This window comes from Nitrospirota bacterium, from assembly GCA_035516965.1.
GTDB lineage: Bacteria > Nitrospirota > UBA9217 > UBA9217 > UBA9217 > MHEA01.
Genome location: DATIZR010000120.1, coordinates 25819 through 44573 on the forward strand (window position 1 = coordinate 25819; position 18755 = coordinate 44573).

General features: G+C 58.3%; 14 protein-coding genes. All 14 read right to left on the reverse strand.

The annotated features are described in order from the left end of the window. Nucleotide 1 precedes the first annotated feature (1 nt). Nucleotides 2-886, reverse strand: a complete 885-nt coding sequence (locus VL197_17635; GenBank protein HUJ19813.1) for a metallophosphoesterase — start codon at nt 884-886, stop codon at nt 2-4. Next, complete coding sequence (locus VL197_17640; GenBank protein ID HUJ19814.1) at nt 887-2149, reverse strand: dihydroorotase; 1263 nt, start codon at nt 2147-2149, stop codon at nt 887-889. It abuts the gene before it with no gap. Nucleotides 2150-2217: 68 nt separating this feature from the next. Beyond that, on the reverse strand, nt 2218-3183 hold the full coding sequence (locus tag VL197_17645; protein ID HUJ19815.1) for an aspartate carbamoyltransferase catalytic subunit: 966 nt from the start codon (nt 3181-3183) through the stop codon (nt 2218-2220). Nucleotides 3184-3356: 173 nt separating this feature from the next. Continuing rightward, the gene (gene pyrR, locus VL197_17650; protein HUJ19816.1) at nt 3357-3899 is read right to left on the reverse strand and encodes a bifunctional pyr operon transcriptional regulator/uracil phosphoribosyltransferase PyrR; all 543 of its coding nucleotides are present in this window, start codon (nt 3897-3899) and stop codon (nt 3357-3359) included. 270 nt (nt 3900-4169) lie between these two features. Then, nucleotides 4170-7187, reverse strand: coding sequence for a malto-oligosyltrehalose synthase (treY, locus tag VL197_17655; protein ID HUJ19817.1), 3018 nt, complete (start codon nt 7185-7187; stop codon nt 4170-4172). Beyond that, nucleotides 7184-9055: a malto-oligosyltrehalose trehalohydrolase gene (gene treZ, locus VL197_17660; GenBank protein HUJ19818.1), complete on the reverse strand. Its 1872-nt coding sequence runs from the start codon at nt 9053-9055 to the stop codon at nt 7184-7186. The genes treY and treZ overlap by 4 nt, the downstream gene beginning before the upstream one ends. 57 nt (nt 9056-9112) lie before the next feature. Continuing rightward, nucleotides 9113-10324 (reverse strand): glycosyltransferase, encoded by a 1212-nt coding sequence (locus tag VL197_17665; protein ID HUJ19819.1) that lies wholly within the window; start codon nt 10322-10324, stop codon nt 9113-9115. Next, nucleotides 10317-11039 carry a DUF5752 family protein gene (locus VL197_17670; GenBank protein ID HUJ19820.1) on the reverse strand — a complete coding sequence of 241 codons (723 nt, stop codon included), beginning with the start codon at nt 11037-11039 and terminating at the stop codon, nt 10317-10319. Before VL197_17670 ends, VL197_17665 begins: the two co-directional genes overlap by 8 nt. 277 nt (nt 11040-11316) lie before the next feature. After that, the gene (locus tag VL197_17675) at nt 11317-12750 is read right to left on the reverse strand and encodes a radical SAM protein (protein ID HUJ19821.1); all 1434 of its coding nucleotides are present in this window, start codon (nt 12748-12750) and stop codon (nt 11317-11319) included. Further along, nucleotides 12747-14174: a class I adenylate-forming enzyme family protein gene (locus VL197_17680; protein ID HUJ19822.1), complete on the reverse strand. Its 1428-nt coding sequence runs from the start codon at nt 14172-14174 to the stop codon at nt 12747-12749. Before VL197_17680 ends, VL197_17675 begins: the two co-directional genes overlap by 4 nt. A gap of 112 nt (nt 14175-14286) precedes the next feature. Then, a complete protein-coding gene (locus VL197_17685) occupies nt 14287-15780 on the reverse strand; it encodes a radical SAM protein (protein HUJ19823.1) in 1494 nt (497 codons plus the stop codon). Between the two features lie 105 nt (nt 15781-15885). Further along, nucleotides 15886-17112: an FAD-dependent oxidoreductase gene (locus tag VL197_17690; GenBank protein HUJ19824.1), complete on the reverse strand. Its 1227-nt coding sequence runs from the start codon at nt 17110-17112 to the stop codon at nt 15886-15888. Further along, on the reverse strand, nt 17100-18425 hold the full coding sequence (locus VL197_17695; protein HUJ19825.1) for a hypothetical protein: 1326 nt from the start codon (nt 18423-18425) through the stop codon (nt 17100-17102). The genes VL197_17690 and VL197_17695 overlap by 13 nt, the downstream gene beginning before the upstream one ends. A gap of 1 nt (nt 18426) precedes the next feature. Continuing rightward, complete coding sequence (locus tag VL197_17700; GenBank protein HUJ19826.1) at nt 18427-18696, reverse strand: acyl carrier protein; 270 nt, start codon at nt 18694-18696, stop codon at nt 18427-18429. Nucleotides 18697-18755: the final 59 nt, after the last annotated feature.

Genomic DNA, 18755 nt, shown 5'->3' on the forward strand with positions numbered 1-18755 from the left:
GCTAAAACCTGTCCCTCACCCTGTCGTTTATGTCGATCACTTCCGCGCTCACCCTGTCCCCGTCGACCGTCACCCGGACAAAGTGGTGAAACGCGCCCTCCTCGTTCTTGCCGTACAGCGGCGCGCCTCCGCCGCCGGTAATGACGTGCGCGATCCCATCGACGGTCTTTCGCCGGTACATATGCTCGTGTCCGGCAAAGACCGCCTGCACCCGGTATTTCACAAAGAGGGCCTCCAGCGCGTCCCGCTCTTTCGGGTATTTGTCCAGGCTGTCGCCTGCGTGATGGCCCGTGCCCGGGTCGGTGTACAGGGGATGGTGGAGAAACACGAACTTGTGTATCCTGTCCGAGCTCGAGAGGACCCCTTCAAGCCACTTCAGCTGCTCTCCGGCTATCCTCTTTTCCTGGTCTTCGATACAGGAGTCGAGAACGATGAACAGCGCATTGCCGGCGACAAAGGAGTAATACAGTTCGTTACCGGGAAGGTCGACCTGTTCCCGGTACATCTTTTCACTGAACGGTACCTTCGGGTGTGCGTCGTGATTGCCAACGGCCAGAAAGTACGGCACGGTGATCGGTCTGGACAGGTCCCAGAACTTGGACCATTCCTCCTCGCTGCCCGGCGTAGCGATCATATCGCCCGTATTCAGGACGAAGCCGGGCTTCCGCTGCATGGCCAGGGAGACGATCTTCCGGTACGTTTCATCTCCGGAACGGTTGTCGCCGAGCACGATGAACGAGAACGCCCCCTGAATCTTCTCGAGCGCCGAAAGCCTTTGCTGGATCTGCTGGTCCTGGGCCGTGAAACCCGTGTGGACCCAGACGAGCAGCAGAAGGATCGTGAGGGCAAGCTGTTTCACCCGGGTTCTGAACTCCGAACTCAGCACTTATACTCTTCCTCCCACGATCGTTTGAACTGCCCTCCCCTTCAGTTTCCATCCGGCAAAGGGCGTATTCTTTGAACGAGACTTGAACTGAGAGGGGTCGACGGTCCATTCCGCATTCGGATCGATGATCGTGACATCCGCATCAGCGCCGACGGCAAGGGTCCCCTTCCCCGCTTTGAGGATGGCTGCCGGATTCAGGCTTAACTTGCGCACCGCGTCTTCAAGGGAAAGGATGCCTTCACCTACGAGCCTGAGGGTGAGACCCAGGGATGTCTCGAGCCCGACGACCCCGAACGGCGCATGATCGAACTCGACGTTCTTTTCATCCAGGGCGTGGGGCGCATGGTCGGTCGCGATCACATCGAGGGTACCGTCGCGCAGGCCTCTTCTCACGGCCTCAACGTCCCCGGCGGTCCGGAGCGGGGGGTTCATCTTCGCCATGGTGTTGTACCCCCGCACAGCCTCGTCGGTCAAGGCAAAATAGTGAGGGCAGGTCTCCGCCGATACCTTCACGCCGCGCGCCTTTGCGGCTCGTACCAGCTCGACCGAGCCGGCGGTGCTCACGTGGGCGATGTGCAGCCTGCATCCCGTCAGCTCGGCAAGCGCGATATCACGGGCGGTCATTACGTCCTCCGCCGCGCAGGGGATCCCGCGAAGGCCGAGCTCCGTTGAGACGGAGCCTTCGTTCATCACTCCCTTTGCGGACAGCGAACTGTCCTCGCAGTGGGAGATCACCAGAAGGTCGAATATCTTTGAATACTCCATGGCCCGGCGCATCATGCCCGCGTTCGCCACGGGTCTCCCGTCATCGGAAATGGCGAGGCAGCCAGCATCGTGCAGGTCGTTCATCTCGGCCAGTTCCTCGCCCTTTGACCCTTTCGTGATCGCGCCGATCGGGAACACGTTGGCAGCAGCGCCTTTCGCACGGGCCAGGATGAACTCCGTTACCGACCGGTTGTCGTTCACCGGGCTGGTGTTCGGCATGCAGCAGACCGAGGTGAACCCGCCTGCCTTTGCCGCATCCGTGCCCGTCGTTATCGTCTCCTTATACTCGAAGCCGGGCTCGCGCAGGTGGACATGCATATCGACGAGGCCGGGAACGACGAGCATGCCCGCTGAGTCGATGACCTTGGCACCGTTCTCAGAGATCGAGCCGGGCTGGCCGATCTTCGCGACCCTGCCGTCAGACAGAAGAATGTCGAGCTTACCATCCACCTTGTTGGCGGGATCGATCACATGGCCGTTCTTGATCACTATTTTCATGCGTACACCTTTTTACAGAAGAGGATGCCGTGGTAAATCAGTATCTATTCTGAGAAGATTTTGATTCTTCAGTTACTGACGTTCTTACGTCGCTCGCCGTGCGGCTCTGCTTCCGCTTTACCGCCACCAGACAGCAGGAACATCACGGCCATCCGCACGGCAACGCCGTTCGTCACCTGGTCCAGGATGACCGAGGAATGATCGGCCACATCCGAAGCGATCTCAACCCCCCGGTTGATCGGGCCGGGATGCATGACGATCACATGTTTGCGGGCACGGGCCAGCCGGGTGCTGTTCATGCCGTAGAGCCGCGCATATTCCCGGACGCCAGGGAACAGGCCGGCAGCCTGCCGCTCGAGTTGGAGCCGGAGCATCATGACCGCGTCGGCGCCGTCGATCGCCTCGTCCATGTCGCTGCAAACCTTCGCCCCCAGGCTCTCGATCCCGGGCGGCATCATGGTCGGCGGGCCGCAGACACGCACCTTCGCTCCCATGGTCGTGAGCCCGTAAATGTTGGATCGCGCCACCCTGCTGTGGGTAATGTCACCTACGATCGCGACATTCAGGCCGTCGAGCTTTCCCAGCTTTTCACGGATCGTGAACATATCGAGAAGCGCCTGCGTCGGATGTTCATGGAAACCGTCGCCTGCGTTGATGACCGAACTGGTGAGTCGCGTCGAGAGGAATTCTGGAGCTCCCGAGCAGGAGTGCCGGACAATGATGATGTTGCACTTCATCGCCTCGATGTTTCGAGCTGTATCGAGCAGCGTCTCGCCCTTGACCACGCTGCTCGTCGAGGTCGAGATGTTGATCACATCGGCCGACAGCCGCTTACCTGCCAGTTCGAAGGAGGTCCGCGTGCGCGTGCTCGCCTCATAGAACAGGTTGATCACGGTCTTGCCGCGGAGCGTCGGGACCTTCTTGATGTCCCGCTCGGAAACGTCCTTGAAGGTCGCGGCCGTATCGAGGATGAGATTGATCTCATCAGCGGCCATGCCTTTTATGCCGAGCAGGTCTTTTGAACTGAGAGCCATGTCCTTCCTTCCGAAACCTTAAAACTTTGTCGCCACAGAGCTCGCAGGGAACTCAGAGGAAAAACGAATACGGGAAAAATCAGTTTTATGCATTCATTGTCGGCGGTCTCCGTGTCCTCTGTGGCTAGTTTGTTTTATGTTTTTTATTCCGCACTCCGAATCCGCAAACGATTCTACTCTCCCAATATCACGACCTTTTCCTCCACCCCGTCCTCGGCAAGCATCACTTCCACTTTTTCCTTCGAGGATGTGGGCAGGTTTTTGCCTACGTAGTCGGCCCTGATGGGGAGCTCCCGGTGCCCCCGGTCGACCAGCACCGCGAGCTGGATCCGCTGCGGCCTGCCGTAGTCCATGATGCTGTTCAGGGCGGCCCGGATCGTCCTGCCGGTGAAGAGAACGTCGTCAACGAGAACCATGATCTTATCCTGGATATCGAAGGGAATGTTCGTCGTATGGGGAACGGGTTGCGACTTCCGTGTTGCCAGGTCATCCCGGTACATCGTGATGTCCAGGATCCCGACCGGGACCTCGACCTTCTCGATCTCGCGCACCTTGGCAGCCAGCCGCCTGGCAATATGCACGCCTCCCCGCTGGATCCCAACGAGCACCAGGTCCCTTGCGCCCCGGTTTTTTTCCAGGATCTCGTGGGCGATCCTCGTGACTGCCCGGTCGATCCCGGTTGTGTCAAGAATAAGTGCTTTTTCCTTCCCGTTCATTCCCGCTCCCGCAACCCTGTGAAAAGGCACAAAAAAACCTTCATCCCTGAATAGGAAGAAGGTCTCCGCGCGTGTTTAACGACGTTATTCCGCTCTCATAATTTTTCATTTCGAACCCTTCCTGGCCTCTCTGGACCAGACTTAAAGAGAATTTCCTGTCGTACATGCACATTACCTTAACACAGGGAACGCTGTCAAGTAATTTCTTAGCGTGATGATACGCAGGAGAACAAAAGATCGAAAGAATGCGGAGCCTGCATCGGAGAATCGTCACGCGAAACTGGGCGCCCTCTCTACCCGCTCGAGAAGCGCAACGGGAAAGTCCGAAAAGACATCGGAAAGCGACAGCCCGGTCCTTCCCCTGCCTTGAAGGGCCGAAGAAAGGACCAAACCGGTGAAGACGTTGCGATATTCAGTTCCCGCTTCCCTCGGCAGGATCAGTGCGCTGCCTTCCCATACGGAAGCACCGAAGGGCAGTGCTCCAAGGCCGGAAGTGATACGGGTCAGGAACCGGGGCACCACGGTGATCGCCGCAGCCTGGCCGGACCAGCGTTCAAAGGCACATATGTTCCCGGACCGCGGGCCGTCCGCTTCTAGCGGAACATATTCCCCTTCCGAGAATAACTTCCGTTCGGACTTCCTGAAATTGAGGGCTTTCCAGGTAAGATACAGCTTGATCCTGCCGTCATCCATGTGTGTTGAAAGGTCACGGCAGAGAATCCTGGCCCCCGTCCTTCGCTCAAGGTCCTTCAGACCTGCCAGCATCCCCATTCGTTTGCCGTAATCGACGGGCCCCCGGTTATCGGGGTCCACGAGGCTGTAGTCCCACAGGTCGGTGCCCTGATAAAAGTCGGGCACCCCGGGAGAGGTGATCTTGAGGAGGGTCTGGGCAAGAGAGTTGAACATGCCGTACCAGGAGACCATCTGCTGAAAGGGCAGCAGTTCATTCAGGAAGGGATTGCCGCCCGGTGAGGTCAGGACAGCGTCGATGAAGGCCAGCAGCGCGTCTTCGTAGGCCTTGTTCGGGTTGATCCAGCTCGTGTTCACCTTTGCTTCTCGGGCTTCCTTGAGCATGTATTCCCTGATGCGCTGAACAAAACGGTCATAGGCTTCCTGCCCCGGCATTTCATTCGGCCAGACGCCGACGAGCGTCTGGTACAGCAGGTATTCGTCGTTCCGGTCAGGCATATTTTCGCCATCAATTACGCTTTTCTTTTTCCTGTTCAGTTCAGCCCATCTCCTGCTCCGGTCCCCCCACTCATGGGGAATTTCCGACAGAACGTTGATACGCGCCCGGACGTCCTCGCTTCGTTTGGTATCGTGCGTCGATGTGGTAATGAGAGAGTGCGGCCAATTTTTTATCCGCTCGATATTCAGACCGTGGAACGTCTCGGGGGTCATGCCGAATCGTTCGGGCATGCCCCCCACTTCATTCAGCGAAACGAGGCGGTTGTAGACGCTTAGGGCCGTGTCTTCGACGCCCTTCGCCATGACCGGCCCGGTCTGCTGCTGGAACCTCATCACGAAGTCCAACCATTCTGCCTTATCCTTGTCGCTCGAGTCCTCCGGGAACCGGAGCAGGAGCACGTCCTCGAGGAAGTCGAAAATGGATCCATTGACTGCCGGATTTCTCCGTTTGGCGCGCGACGCCGCCTGTTCGATGTACTGTGCATCGCGGTCGCTCACGTGCCAGGTGTTGATGTAGGTCCGGTAAACGGGGAAAGACGCGATCACCTCCACGATCGCGCTCTTGAGGCTGTTCAGGGTAAAATCGCGGGTGTGGCGGTTCTTTTCCGAGAGTTCATCCAGGTACCGTGCGAGCGTGTTCAGCTCACTTGCCATGGCGAGTTGCATCACGAGTTTCTTCTTTTCATACATGAGCTCCGTGAATTCGGTTTTTTGGTGAATGAACTTATCGTAGATCCCGTCAAAAGCCTTCGCATTTTCGCCGTCGACAAAGATGCCGTTCACTGAATTCAGAAAGACATAACCGGTCGATCCGGAGACCGGCCAGTCCGCGGGCATTCGTTCGCTTTTTGTCAGGATCTTTTCCACCACGATGTAGAAAGGCTTGTACCCGGGGTCTTCCAGGACAGCCTTGTTATAGCCGTCGCCCAGTTCCCGTTCCGCCTCGATCAGGTGGTCCGCCGGAAGCGGCTCATTTGCCCCTCTGGATCGCCTCGCCAGGACCTGATGGATCAAACAGCCGCGCTGCAGCCAGTGAAGGTATTCGACCGGGTTATAAAGGCCGTCGGCATGGTCTACCCGGAGACCGGTGACGCTGCCGCTTCCGACCATCCGGAAGATCAGAGCGTGGGCGGCTGCGAAGACGGCCGGATCCTCCATACGGATCGCTGCCAGGCCGTTGACATCGAAGAACCTCCGGTAATTGATCTCGTCCGTTGCAACACGCCAGTGGGAAAGGCGGTAGATCTGCTGGTTCATCAGTTCGTCGAGAAGATCAAAGCTCTTCGGGTCTCCTTTCGTACCGTTGAAGGCCCTGAGATTCCCGTCGATATGCACCCTGATCTCCGAAGATCCCTGATAAAGCGCGTCCAGACGCCGTTTGATGACCTCCTTCTCACGATTGCGTTCTTCGATGGTTGCCGACCCGGTCTCCAGAGAGGACGGAAGGTGTTTTGACGCGGTCATGATGCTCAATAACTCGGCGACATGGGGATCGTCCTGTGTCAAACGATCCTGCAATTCCTGCAGATGCTGCTTCAGGACAAAATCGTATGTCGTGGGCTGCAGAGGGAACTTATATTCCAAATAGCGTACGAAAAAGGTCCCTTCCGCGAAAGCGACCGAGAGCTGTTGGTCCTCGAGAACCTTGCCGTACTGGTCGCCGAGAACGGGTATCAGGATCCTGTTCAGGAGCTCTTTTTTTACCGGGAACCAGTCGACATCGAAGTAGCGTGCATACGTCGAAGCACGTCCGTTCTCAAGCACATCGGACCACCATCGGTTTCCCGGGCTTTCGATGCACATGTGGTTGGGAACGATGTCCAGCACCTGGCCCATGCCGTGCCGCCGCAGTTCGTCGATCATGGCGGCGTGGTCGGACTCGGTGCCGATCTCGGGATTCAGTTGATTATGGTCAACGATGTCATAGCCGTGAGGGCTTCCCTGTTTCGCTTTAAAATAGGGAGATGCATAGATGTCCGTGATGCCGAGGTCATGGAGATAGGCGATGACGCGCGACGCATCACGGAATGTGAATGATTGATTGAACTGAAGGCGGTATGTGGAGCCGGGTATTATCGGCCCGGGAAGGTCCGGCATCATGGCCCCTCCTCCTGACGAGCATAGAGGACGGCGCTGTGCGGGTTCATCTGAAGAAGTACCTCTCCGCCGTTCGGCGTTACCGTTTGTTCGGCGCGTTCCGATGTTCCGCCCCATTCGCTCGAGGAGGAATCGATCAGTTTATGCCATGCCCCCCCCGGCAGGACCGCCGAAACGGCCACCGGATCGTCGTTGAAAGAAAATAGAATGAGGACCTGGTTACCTTCCTGATAGCCCCGGATGAGAAGCACACGTTCCGGTTCATAGCCCGTGACTTCCATGACTTCCTTCCTGAGGTTCGAGAGTGCGGGAAGGAACCTTCTCAGGTGCAGCAGCGCTCTGTAATATTCGAACAGGATCTTGTGCTTGCCCGAACTTCGGAGGCCCGGGTCGATCTTGGACCGGTGGAAGGTGTTTTCGTCCTGAGGGTCCGGGACCGTTCCCTTTTCTGAAAGAGGGGCTAGCTCCGATGACCGTCCCTCCCTCACCGCCCTGACGAGGGTCTCGTCGGTGTGATGTACGAAATACTGGAACGGCGACGGCTCACCGTATTCCTCACCCATGAACAGGAACGGCACAAAGGGTGAAAGGATGACGCAGCTTGCCGCCAGCTTGAGTTGTTCGAATGTTGCGATCGAGGAAAGCCGCTCTCCCAGCACCCTGTTCCCGACCTGATCGTGGTTCTGGGAAAAGACGATGAACCGGATCGCCGCTGCGTCTTTTGAGGAGTTCCCGTGCTTCCGTTTCCGGTATTGGGAATACTCGCCCGAGTAGACAAAGCCTTCCCGGAACGCCTTTGCCAGATGTTCGATCATTCCGAAGTCCTGGTAGTAGCCGTTTCGCTCACCGGTCACCAGTGCGTGCAGGGCGTGATGAAAGTCATCGTTCCATTGCGCGTCGATGCCGTATCCGCCCAGTCCCACCGGGTTGATGACCCTGACATCGTTCAAATCGCTCTCGGCAATGAGGAAGATCTGCCGCCCCAGTTCATCCGCCCTCCGGTGCACGGCTGCTGCCAGTTGAGCCAGGAAATGCCTGGCCCCGAAATCATACATCCGGTCGATGGTATCGAGACGAAGACCGTCGAAGTGGTATTCGGTGACCCAGTAGAGCGCGTTCTCGATGAAGTACGTACGCACCTCATCGCTGTACGGGCCGTCGAAATTGACCGCTTCGCCCCAGGGCGTCCGGTATTTCGCGGTGAAATACGGGCCGAATGCACCGAGATAATTGCCCTCCGGTCCCAGGTGGTTGTAGACCACGTCGAGGATGACTGCGATCCCCTGCCGGTGGCAGGCGTCCACGAGCGCCTTCAATCCCGGCGGCCCGCCATAGGTGTTCTGGGGTGCGAAAGGATACACGCCGTCGTAGCCCCAGTTTCTGCTGCCGGGGAACTGGGCAACGGGCATGATCTCGATCGCCGTGACGCCCAGGTCCTTCAGGTGATCAAGGCGGGAAACAGCGGCCTCAAAGGTGCCGGCCGGCGTAAAAGCGCCGATATGCACCTCGTAGATCACGAGATCGCGAAAAGGCATGCCCTGCCAGTCATCGTCATTCCAATCGAATTCGGCGGGATCGACCAGCTGCGATGGGCCATGGACTCCTTCGGGCTGGAACCGGGACGCGGGGTCGGGCCTGTCTTTTTCATCATTGAGCCGGTAAACATACTTGGCCCCGGGAACGAGGCCGTGCGCAACGGCATGCCAATAGCCGCGGCTGTTCTGCACCATGGGAATGACGCGCGTTTCAGGAAAAACAATCCTTACGGCAACGCTTCTTGCAAAAGGCGCCCAGACCGTGAACCGACCGGTCACCTTCTCGTGGAACCGGGCGCCGAGCAAGCCTTCCCGGACCCTGCGCGCCCGACCCATAGTTCTTCCCTCAGGCATAGTAACCTTCCGTTCTCCGTTCCGGCGATTTGCCCGGGGTCACAGTTCCAGGGTCCGCAGGCCGTCGTTCTCGAGGGAATACCAGATCGAGAGATAATCCCGCATCTGCCTCGTGATCAGGAAATTGTTCCGGACAAACTCCCTGGCCTGCTCGCCCATTTTCTTTCCCATGTCCGGGTTGTTCAGGAGCTGACGTATCCTGAACGCAGTCCCCTCAATGGAGTGGACAAGGAAGCCGGTAACGCTGTGCATGATCTGGAGCGGAATGCCGCCTACGGCGCCGCCGATGACCGGTTTTCCCTTCCACATCGCCTCGGACACGGTCAGACCAAACCCTTCTTTCAGGGACTTCTGGAGCACGACCGTCGCCATCCGTTGCAGGGCATTGATGTCTCTGTCGCTGAACGGAGGAAGCATCAGGATGCGGATATCGGGATCATCGGCCGCATTCTGTTTTACTTCGTCAAGGACCTTCTCCCCTTCCGGGTCGTCCGAGGCCGGGCTGCCGGCAAGAACGAGCACGCAATCGTTGTATTTTTTCGCCATGCGGTACGCCTTGATCACGCCGATGGGGTCCTTGAACCGGTCGAACCGCGAGACCTGGAGGATGACCGGGCGGTCGAGGGGGATGTCGAACCTGTTCACCGAATCCTGGATCTCTTCCGGCGAAAGCTCGCGGTTCTTCTCGCTGACCGGATCGATCGAAGGCGGAACAATGAACTCGTGCATGCGCATGGCCTTCGCGAACTTCGATACGGAAAAGACGGCGGCGTCGTATTGCTCGCAGTACCGCCTGAGGGCGTCCCAGGTATCCCTGCGGGGATTGGAAACATCGATGTGGCATCTCCAGATCCAGGCGCCGCTCTTCCTGAAGAGGATCAGGGGCGCCGGTTGCGGGTCATGGATCAATACGGCGTCCGCTTCAAGGTCCAGGGTCTCGGCATTCCTTCTGTTGACCTCGAGATGGTAATCCCACATGTCTTTTGTGAAGAACTCCGGTTCGCCCTGCAGCGAATTATGGATCTTCTTCGTCATGTCGTAAAAGGCCGCGTCGCCCTTGATGACCTCCCACCGGGCATCGATGCCGAACTCCTGGAGCATGGGTATCATGCGATGCAGGATCTCGGCGACACCGCCCCCCTCCCGGGTCGAGTTGATATGGAGGAACTTCCTCTTTTGAAACCGGCCGCTGAGCTTCTGCAGAAGAAGAAGGTCGCCTTTCGGCGCTATCCCATAGTATTGACTAATCATGACGACCTCCCGCGGTTGTCATCTCCTCTGTCACCTCGTCCCGGACAGCATGATGGACCCCGGCCGCTTCCATATCGACCTTCACTTCCGCCTCGAGGGCCTCGACGATCCGCTCCCGTATCCCTTCCAGCGAATGGACGAAGGGATCTATGGCCATCAGCTTGTCGGCGAGTTCTTTCTTCCCGAGGGCGTCGACGATCCATTGCGAAAAATCGTTCATCGCTCCGCCGAGGCGCAGCCGGGCATCGTAAAAATGATAGTACAGACAGCTTCGGTCCACGTACTTGATGGCGAGAAGGAATTCGGCGAGGTTCTTGGCACGGACTCCCGCTGGAAAAACGAGCGTTACCGTCTCGTTGAAGTAGAACTCCTCGCCAACCCTGGTCTCCCTCGGCTCCGGGAACCGCTCGAGGTAGACCTGGATCACACGCATCAATTCGACGCGCAATGCGTTCATATCGGGGAAATCATAGGGGTCCACATTAGAAAGCTCCTCCGCCAGTTCGCGCTCCTCCAGGTCCTGTCCCGCCCACTCGGCGAAGTCATTGGTATATTCCAGGATATGGCCTTTCAGAAAATACTGGTACGTATGGTGATACAGGGACCGGTCGCTTATCGTTGCCAGCCGGTTACGAAGTTCGGCAAGCGTTTTTGCCGTACTGCCTGTCGCTTTCAGCAGGGTTATGCATTGCTTGAATTCAAATGGCTCACGCATAGGCTTTGCCCCTTTACGGTCTGCGCTGATGACCAAACAAGTGCGAACAGAACGGGCGAACAAAATATTGCAACAGCAGTTGGTCTCAGCGTCGAACCGCAATACCTCTCATGACAGGCCCCGCTAGGGAGCTTGCCACATAGAGATAATTAAAATATAGATATCGAGATAGGTTTTGTCAAAAAGCCGACAAAGGGAAGCGATACTAAAGACTGAGGAAATATTCTGGGAATGATTATGTGAAGGGTTATGTTAACGATAGGATGCCATGCCGTTCTTATTCTTTTCCCTTCGGTTCAAAATCGTCCTTGATCCTGAGGAACGTCGGGAGACTCCTGATCATCCTGAGGGCGCTGTGGGGCGACTTGAACATGAGCGGCACGAACTTGCGGGTCCAGTTCCTGCCTGTGTAGAACTGTTTCACGAACTGCTTGTATAATTCATCGAGCCGCTCCTTGGACGAAATTCCTTTCGGTACGAACACGAAATTGAGGCAGTTCATGAGGTCCCATTTCTCCTCGAAAACGCCTTCTTCCCGGATGGTCTGGTAGATCGGCGAGCCGGGGAAGGGCGTGAACTTGGTCATGTTCATGTCATCGAGCTCGAGGCCGTTGATAAAGTCCGTCGTGACCTTGACGGTCTCTTCGGTCTCGCCCGGGAGCCCCATCATGAACAGTCCCTTTGCGCGGAGCCCGGCCTTTTGAATGCGCCGGACCGTCGAGCGCATCTCGGGGAAATCTATTTTGGTCTTGTGCCTCGCGAGAATCTCCGGCGCGCCGGACTCGATGCCGACGCTGACCATCCAGCAGCCGGAGGCCTTGAGCATCCTGAGCATTTCGTCATCGGCGTGGCCCACGCGTACGGCGCAATTGAACGTCATCTTGAGCGGTTTCTCCCGCAGGAGATTGCAAAACTTCTCGATCCGTTCGCGGTTGAAGGTGAACAGGTCATCGTAGAAGAACACGTGCCGGATGTGGAACCGCTTCTTGAGGAACGCCATGTGCTCGTAAAGATACTCGGCCGAATTGAACCGGAAGCTCCTGCGGTATACGGAGCGGTCGCAGTAGGAGCACTGGTAGGGGCAGCCGCGGCTCGAGATTACCGTTGCGGTCGGCGTTTTCGGATAGTTGAACAGTGCTGCCTCGAAGCTTCCGGGAAATCCGTCGAGTTTATGGTAGGCGGGAAAAGGAAGCGAGTCAAGCTCGCAGAGATCGGTCCTGATCCCGTTGTCTCTGATCGTGCCCCCATCGCGAAAGACAAGCCCCTGGACTGTCTCCGGCTTCGCACCCGCAGCCAGCTCAGCCATGGCCTTCTCGCCTTCTCCCGTCACGAGGAGGTCAATGGCGGGAAATCGCTCCAGGATACTGCCGCGCAGCGCCGACACATGCACACCGCCAACAACGATCTTGACACCGGGCCAGGACTCCTTGATCGCCTCTGCCTGATGGTAAGCGTTCAGGAAGCTCGACGTGACGGCCGTAAAGCCGACCATGTCGGGCCTGAAATCGGAAACGCGGGCAAGGACATCGGCCGTTCCGACGCGCGTCACCGGCCCCCGGCAGTCATGGATGGCGGTTTCGATCCCGCGCTGCTCCAGGTAGGCGGCGATCGAGAGGAGACCGTTCGGCGCCATGCGGATGGCAGTCTCGCTCTTGTCATCACTCCCCTCGACCCAGTTCGAGCCGAAGGGGTTCACGAGCAGGACCCTCATCGCTTCAACTTCCCGCTAGCGGTTTTCGGCAGCCGGTCCGTGAACTCGAAGTCCTTCGGCACCTTGTACTGGGCCAGGTGCTGATAGCAGAACTTCCGCAGGTCATTGATGTCCGGCTTCTCGGTACCATCGCGAAGCACTATCTTGGCCATCGGCAGTTGGCCGTATACAGCGTGGGGTGCGCCGTATACCAGCGACTCCCGCACGTGCGGATGCCGGTTCAGAACGTCCTCTACTTCCTGGGCGAAGATCTTCATGCCCACGAAATTGATAACGTCCTTTTCCCTGCCGGCAATGAACAGGTCTCCGTCGTCGTCCCTCCGGCCGAGATCGCCGGTCCTGAACCATCCGTCCGCAAGGATATCGTCCCTTCCCTGCCAGGGAGAATAGTAGGCATCGAGCATTCCCTTGCCCCTGACGAGGATCTCACCGACGCCGTTCTCGTTCCTGTTGTCGAGCTTGATCTCGAAATCCGGGAGCGGTTTACCGACGGAGCCCCTCTTTTCCCTGTTGCCGCCGAGCCTGACAAAGGGCAGGCCGACCTCGATGATGCCATAGGCCTCGGTCAGTTCGAACCCGAACTTCGCGGAGAACTCTTCTGCAACCTGTTCGGGAAGCCTGATCGCGGTCGAAACGGCCATGCGGACATTCCGGAGCGAATCCTTGGTCAAAAGACCGGAGCGGGAAAGGAGACTGTAATGAAAGGGTGAAGCATAGATGAAGGTCCCCTTGCTCCTCGTGATGCCTTCGATCAGGGACTCCGGAAAGCGATGGCCGCACAGAACGATGGTGGCGCCCCGCCGGAGAAAGAGCAGGATGGTGACCACGAAGTGATAGCTCATGGAGAGGACCCAGAGCACCGTGTCCGCGGACGTGATCTGCAGGCCCTTGTCAGCAGCATCGGTCCGGTCGAGAATCGCCTCATGGGACAGCACTACACCCTTGCTCGTACCGGTCGTGCCGGAGCTGAAGCGGATAAAGGCCGGGTTGATGCGGAAATATTCGGATGGCGGCCGCGCCCGCACCGTCCGTTTAACCAGGATCAATTCTTTCTGAGAGAGACCTTCAGAGGGCAGCGGTTCACCGTACCCTTCGGGTCTCAGCCGCGGCTCCGCAATGAGGTAATCCACGTCGATCCGGTCGATGACCGTCTCGATCTCATCGGCGGTCTGCTCCGGGGAAACCGGCGTAACGGCGGCGGAAAGAGACAGGATGGCGAGGCTGGCAATGATGTAGTCGATGCCGTCATCACACAGGAGCCCGACGCGGTGGGTCCGGGAGACACCCTTCCGCCGCAGCGTTTCCGCAAACATCCCGGCCGAAGCGATCAGCTGACCGTAGGTTATGCTTGAATCACCCTGGATGACTGCCGCCTTCCCGGCGAACGGCTCAGTTTCACGCTTAATGATGTCGAAAATATTCATGAAAGGAAAATTCCGGTCGAGCAGCACGGGAGGCGCAGAATTCGTGAAGAATCATGGCCAGAAAATACTGTGTGCCGTTGAGCCTTCCCGCGGCAACGCCGCTCTGTTCGTCTTACATTTTCTTGGGCAGATAGTCCTTATAGATATTCCGCATCGCGATGACGTACTTCGTGCCGTTCTTGATGCTCCGCACGATCTCACGGAAGGGAACCTTCGTCTTGTTCAGCCGGAGCGGATTGTGGCGCCAGCCGATGCTGTAGAGCCGGGCGAAGTGCGCGTAGAACTTTTTCATGTCCATCTTTGTCGGCAGCACGGTGTGCATGCAGTCGTAGTAGAGGTACGAATCGATGATGTAGTCGTTCTGGTGTTTGTGCCACAGTTCGGTTCCCGGCGAAGGGGAAAAGACCGTGAACGAAACCTCGGACGGGATGAGTTCGATAATGACCCTTTCGAGCCTCCGGAAATCCTCGACCGTGAACCCGGGATCCACCATCAGCGAGCCGTGCAGCAGGATGCCCGCCTCCCGCAGAATCTGCACTGCTTTCCTGTTCGTCTCCACCGAGGTTCGTTTTTTGTAATCCTTGAGGCGTTCCTCGTCCATGGCCTCCAGCCCTACGTAGACGATGTGGAGGCCGACCTCTTTCCAGAGCTTGAATAGTTCGGGATGATGGACGATAGTGTCGGCGCGGGCCCAGCTCACGAACTTTTTCTTTATGCCGCGTGCTTTCAGCAGGTTCGCGATATCCGTGAGCCGCTTTGGGTTCAGGAAGGTCTCGTCGTCAACGAAGTAGATGTAATCTTCCTGGATGCCCGCGATCTCGTCCACCACGTCCTCGGGGCTTCGCTGAAGGTATTTGCCGCTCATCATGTGATGGACCACGCAGAACGCGCAACTGTAGGCGCACCCCGTCGAGGTCCTGATCGTGGCAATGGAGGGGTACATGGTCTCCAGCCGGTTGTTACCGTCCGGCGAGGTCCAGACCGAGAAATACCGCTTGCGGTCGACGAGCTCGCGACGGGGCCTTGGGATCGCTTCGACAGCCGGAAAGAGAGGCGGCTTCGCGCCCGCCTTCCGGGTGAACTCGATGTCCTGTACCGCGAGGACCGCATCTCCGTCCGCAAGGGTTTCACCTTTCTTATAGCGGTGGATAATGCCTTCGAATGCCGTGCCGCCTTCCCCGCGAACGACCAGGTCCATGTCCGAACCGGCGTAGTCCGCAGGAATGATCGTGGCGTGGATGCCGCCGGCCACGGTCAGGACGCCGGGCACCAGCATTTTCGCCCGTTTGGCAAGGTCTTTTACGATGGCCGACTGGTTGCTGTAAGCCGTGAACCCGATGATGTCCGGCTGGAGCTCCCGCACGCGTTGTTCGAAAAAGGCCACCGGGTCTTTTTCCAGTGCGATGTCCTCGATCAGCACCCGGTCCTCCTTCGGGACCCCTCCCGCCACGATTTCGAGCTCCAGGGGCTCGAGGTGAAGGAAGTCCTGGAGCCTCCTTGCCACGAGAAGGTGCGAGTGCGGTTTGATGAGAAGGATGGTGAGGGGCTTGTTCTTTCCAAAGGCCTTCCCAGGCCTGGCGTCTACCGATGTCGTCGTCTGTGTCATGCTGTAACTCCCTTTCGTGATTGAACAAAGATAACAAAGATTTCAAAAAAAGGCCTGTTAACCGTTCACGCCAAACCGGTCGGGCAGTTCCTCATTCACAGGGGATCATTTCCCGAAAGCCGGGTACTGACCGGACCTGACCAACTCGGCTGCGGCCCGGCCCGCCGCTTCCCCCAGGGCGATGCACGCGCCCATCACCCGAACGGAGCCGAGTGCCTGATGCGATACGGAAATGCAGCGTCCGGCAGTGAGGAGATTATGAAACCCTTTGACCTTCAGGCAGCGGAACGGTATTTCGTAGTAATCGTTCTGGGGCACGTACCGATACACGGGCCCCTTGGTCCGGTCCCAGAGCTCAATGGGCCACGAATTCTTTACAACGCCATCGGAGAACTTCTTTGCCGAAAGCACGTCCTCTTCGCTCAGGACGTACTCGCCGCGGATCCTTCTGCCCTCCCGGTCCAGAACTCCGGAGGCTTCCCGGATCACGGCTTCGCGAAAAGAAGGGAGCCTTGCCGCGAGGATGGCCATTGCCCGGCTGACTTCCCCCCGCACCCGCGTTTCGCGATCAGGGTGTTCCTGCTCCTCGGTGCTGAACTTGAGATAACCTTCCTCCGGAGCATCACCGGGGTGGAACGCCGTGAAACGCATGCTGGAAGAGAGCTGCCCGTGCTCCACAGCCTGTGCCAGCACGAAGGGTACCTTGATTGAAAGCGCCTGGTCCTGGCCCTGGAGGCCGCTGACCCGGACCGTGTAGCCGGCCATCTGGATCTCGTTGGGAGGCGCACAGTCGAACTCGGCCCCTGCCAGAAACCCGATCTCGCCGCTTCCTGTGCAGTCGATCACGGCCGATGTTCGGAGCGTCACGTGCATGCCCTTTTGATCGACGAGGATCCCGTCGATTGTGCCGCAGTCTGCGGTGACCGCGATCGCAACACTCTCACGAATCACCTCTATTCCCTGCTCGTTCCGGCAGAGTTCTCCCAGGACCTGTTCAAGGTCCGCTGACTCGTAGGGCAGGACAAAGACCTTCCCTGCCTTCTGGACGGTCCGCCGGGGAGACTTTTTCAAGAGCGCGGCAGCAATCTCCCGCGTTACTCCGGGGTTCAGTGTTTCCCCGGGTTCAGAACTCCCGCCGGCATAGAGCCCGCAGATCGTCCGAAGCATGCCGTGCGTACCGGTCCCGCCCAGCCGGCCCGATCTTTCAACCAGGATGACGCGGCACCCTTTCCGGGCTGCGCTGATTGCCGCTGCAACGCCGGCGACTCCCCCTCCTGCGACCAGAACTTCACCAACGATCGTTCCTTCCCTCCTGTCGATCAGAGACTGCATCGGAGGTCACGCTCCAGGGTCTCCAGTTCTTCGTCACCAAACAAGCCGTCGAGACAGGAGATCGTCGCGTTCAGCCGCCTGCTGTACGAATTAAAGAAGACGCCTATCCCCGGCGGCACGGGTGTTCTCGGCATGTGGAACAGGTTTACGATCTTCGCGCCAAGCAGGTCCGCGGACACAAAGGCGTCCTTGCTCACGTGCGAGAAGCAGAACGAAGCTATCTTTCCCTCCATGGGAAGATGAAAGATACGTTCCAGCAGCGGGAGGGGGGCGATTCGAGTCAGGGCGCCGGCAGCAGCGAGCTTTTCCGGGAAGCGGTTCTGCGTCTGCTCGTAAAGCTGGCTGCGGATCACGGTGATCAGCCGTTTTCGATCGCCCACGTCCTCCGGCTTTATCTGAAAGAAGAACATCGAGTTCTGGTTGAAGAACAGCTCTTCCCTGATGTCCTTTGCGCGGCGCATGTCTGTCGAAACGGGCACCACATAGGCCCCGGGAGCCGCCCCCCTGCCCTCGAACAGGCGGTGAAGACCCTGGATCACGCGGCTGAACAGGTAGGGCATGATCATCAGGTACCCGGCCTCATCATAGGCGTTGTTCGTGATCCGCTTCGTCTCTTCCTCGTTGAAGGCGATGATCCGGAACCGGAAACCCCGGCTGCTGCTGCTCAGGCTGACCGGCACGGCACGCACCGGCTCCCCGGAGAGCGACCGGACCTTGCGGTTCACGACCTGTCCGGCGAGGAACTTGTTCTTCCAACCGGACAGGTCATAGTCCTGGATCAGCCGGATGTTGCCGACGACATCGTCCGAGTTTGCGGCGAGATAGCGCTGGAGCAGCCCCACGAAAGCCTCGGCTCCCCTCGCATCAAAGAGTCGGTGATCGAAGGTCATGGCGAAGCACTGCTCGCTCATTCCGTAGACCAGGTGGAACGCCAGGTGTTCGTCGCTTCCGGTGAATGGCGTATTGATGGATCGCGTCAGGACCGACAGGAGGTCCCGGTCGCGGGACGCTCCGTCCAGCCGGGTGACCGTGAGCGGCAGGGGATGTTCCCTGGGCCCGTTCGGTATCTTCCAGTAGGGAGTGAGCGTCCAGTGCCGGGACACGCGGCCGTTGATGACCGGGAAAAAACGGAGGAAGCGCCGCAGCGATTCGCGGACGAAGGCCTCGTCGGGCGGAGCATCGAGCATGAAGACGATCTGCGAGGAGTTCCCTGCGCAGGTGGCGTTCTTCATGATGAGGTCGATGGTCCCCATCACCCAGTCGAAGCCGCTGAGGTAGTATTTGTTCTTGACTGATAGGTACTCGGAGATCATGCTACAGGTTCTTGTGGATGAAGGACGCCAGGGACCGGATTGTCTCGAAGTCTTGTCGTGTAAGGTCCGAGTGGATCAGTTGGAGTTTAAAGGTCTTCTCGATGAATACCAGGATCTCGACGAGGCCGAGTGAGTCGATCCCGAGTTCGTGGAACGGCTGGTCGCCTCCGAGAGATGCCTTGTCAGCCGCCAGTATGGCGGCTACGCCTTCCGTCAGCGTGCTTTCGATTTCCTGCACCGTGAACTTCTTGCCCGTTTCCTGAACCGCCATATCCCGAAAAAATCCTTTCAGCTGGAGTGGTCTGCCTTGGCGCTTGAAGATCGATGGAT

What these genes read in the sequence shown, in the direction of transcription:
- VL197_17690 (HUJ19824.1), bottom strand. Translation starts at nt 17,112, where the DNA reads ATGCAGTCTCTGATCGACAGGAGGGAAGGAACGATCGTTGGTGAAGTT.
- VL197_17675 (HUJ19821.1), bottom strand. Translation starts at nt 12,750, where the DNA reads ATGAGGGTCCTGCTCGTGAACCCCTTCGGCTCGAACTGGGTCGAGGGG.
- VL197_17685 (HUJ19823.1), bottom strand. Translation starts at nt 15,780, where the DNA reads ATGACACAGACGACGACATCGGTAGACGCCAGGCCTGGGAAGGCCTTT.
- pyrR (HUJ19816.1), bottom strand. Translation starts at nt 3,899, where the DNA reads ATGAACGGGAAGGAAAAAGCACTTATTCTTGACACAACCGGGATCGAC.
- treZ (HUJ19818.1), bottom strand. Translation starts at nt 9,055, where the DNA reads ATGGGTCGGGCGCGCAGGGTCCGGGAAGGCTTGCTCGGCGCCCGGTTC.
- VL197_17645 (HUJ19815.1), bottom strand. Translation starts at nt 3,183, where the DNA reads ATGGCTCTCAGTTCAAAAGACCTGCTCGGCATAAAAGGCATGGCCGCT.
- treY (HUJ19817.1), bottom strand. Translation starts at nt 7,187, where the DNA reads ATGATGCCGGACCTTCCCGGGCCGATAATACCCGGCTCCACATACCGC.
- VL197_17670 (HUJ19820.1), bottom strand. Translation starts at nt 11,039, where the DNA reads ATGCGTGAGCCATTTGAATTCAAGCAATGCATAACCCTGCTGAAAGCG.
- VL197_17665 (HUJ19819.1), bottom strand. Translation starts at nt 10,324, where the DNA reads ATGATTAGTCAATACTATGGGATAGCGCCGAAAGGCGACCTTCTTCTT.
- VL197_17700 (HUJ19826.1), bottom strand. Translation starts at nt 18,696, where the DNA reads ATGGCGGTTCAGGAAACGGGCAAGAAGTTCACGGTGCAGGAAATCGAA.
- VL197_17640 (HUJ19814.1), bottom strand. Translation starts at nt 2,149, where the DNA reads ATGAAAATAGTGATCAAGAACGGCCATGTGATCGATCCCGCCAACAAG.
- VL197_17695 (HUJ19825.1), bottom strand. Translation starts at nt 18,425, where the DNA reads ATGATCTCCGAGTACCTATCAGTCAAGAACAAATACTACCTCAGCGGC.
- VL197_17680 (HUJ19822.1), bottom strand. Translation starts at nt 14,174, where the DNA reads ATGAATATTTTCGACATCATTAAGCGTGAAACTGAGCCGTTCGCCGGG.